This is a genomic window from Mycobacterium sp. 4D054 (assembly GCF_052245755.1).
In the GTDB taxonomy this organism is placed as follows: domain Bacteria; phylum Actinomycetota; class Actinomycetes; order Mycobacteriales; family Mycobacteriaceae; genus Mycobacterium.
This window is the reverse complement of record NZ_JBQQCF010000128.1, coordinates 1-1,653: the sequence shown is the minus strand read 5'-3', so window position 1 is coordinate 1,653 and position 1,653 is coordinate 1. Positions and strand designations below refer to the sequence as shown.

Here is a 1,653-nt window from a genome sequence, read left to right as displayed (position 1 = left end):
CCCGGATTTTTCGTGGAATGTTGACTGTGGGGGTGTGTAGATAAGCGAAAGTGCCTGTCCTGCAAGGAATAATTGGACTTCTCTACGGTTCAAAAACCCTGACGGGAAGGCACTTCGCAGGTGAAGAATATCGCGGCGGCATCGCCGGTGAAAGTTTCCGCCGACGGCCATGGCGTTGTGTCGCATGCCGGGATGGGCATGCTGCGTGAGCTTGCCGACCGGACCGGCTTATCGGCGCAGGTCACGGCCGCGTTGGCCGACACCTACCGCGGCCCGTGGGTGTATGCGCCTGGGGAGGTGTTCGCTGATCTGGCGGCCGCGGTCGCCGACGGCGCGGACTGCATCGACGCGGTCGGTCAGCTGTGCGGTGACCGGGAGCACGTCCTGGGGGCCAAGGCCTCAACGACCACCATGTGGCGGCTGATCGATGAGCGGATCGATGCCGCGCATCTACCCGGGGTGCGCGCAGCCCGAGCCGCGGCGCGGGCAGCGGCCTGGGCTGTCGGAGCCGCCCCCACCACCGGCGGCTGGCTGCATATCGACATCGATGCCACGCTGGTGATCGATCACTCCGACAACAAGGCCGGGGCTGCGCCGACCTGGAAGAAAACGTTCGGGCTGCACCCGCTGCTGGCGTTTCTGGACCGCCCCGACATCGCCGGCGGCGAAGCCCTGGCCGGGTTGCTGCGCAACGGTAACGCCGGCTCCAACACCGCCTCCGACCACATCATCGTCCTGCACCAGGCTTTGGCATCGCTGCCAGCGGCGTGGCGGCCCAACCCCGACGATCCCGACAACCCCGAGGCCCCGAAGGTGTTGGTGCGCTGCGATACCGCCGGATCCACCCACAAATTCGCCGCAGCGTGCCGGGCCGCCGGGGCCGGGTTCTCCTTCGGGTACCCCGTCGATACCCGCGTCCAGGACGCCGTGGACACCCTCAACCTCGGCGATTGCTGGTATCCAGCGATCGACACCGACGGCGGGATCCGCGACGGCGCGTGGGTCGCTGAAGCCACCGACCTGGTCAACCTGGCCTCCTGGCCCGAAGGGACCCGGCTGATCCTGCGTAAAGAACGCCCCCACCCCGGCGCGCAGTTGCGGTTCACCGACGCCGACGGCATGCGGGTCACCGCGTTCATCACCGACACACCACCGGGTGTCGTACCCGGTCAGGTCGCCGGTCTGGAACTACGGCACCGCCAGCACGCCCGCGTCGAGGACCGTATCCGCGAACTCAAAGCCACCGGGCTGCGTAACCTGCCCTGCCACTCCTTCTGGGCCAATGCTGCCTGGCTCGAAATCGTCCTGGCCGCCGCTGACCTGGTCACCTGGACCCGCCTCATCGGGTTCGCCAGCGATCGCGCTCTGGCCCGCGTCGAGATCACCACGTTCCGCTACCGGGTCCTGCACGTGGCCGCCCGTATCACCCGCGGCGCCCGCCAACTGCGGCTACGCATCGATGCCACCTGGCGCTGGGCGGCGGCGATCGCCGCCGCCTGGCACCGCGTCCGCACCGCCTTCGGATAACACCCCACCCCATCGGACCCATCAACGATGAAGGACCCACAGGCCCCAGGAAAGCCCGCCCCACCCGGCGACACGGGACAGCACCTCTACGCCACCACACGAAAACCACTACCCAACAACACAACT

At 67.8% G+C, this 1,653-nt stretch carries 1 protein-coding gene; it reads left to right on the top strand.

Annotated elements, in window-relative coordinates; translation table 11 throughout:
* Window positions 1-120: 120 nt before the first annotated feature.
* Window positions 121-1,527: an IS1380 family transposase gene (locus ACTWP6_RS30185; RefSeq protein ID WP_016341434.1), complete on the top strand. Its 1,407-nt coding sequence runs from the start codon at window positions 121-123 to the stop codon at window positions 1,525-1,527.
* Window positions 1,528-1,653: the final 126 nt, after the last annotated feature.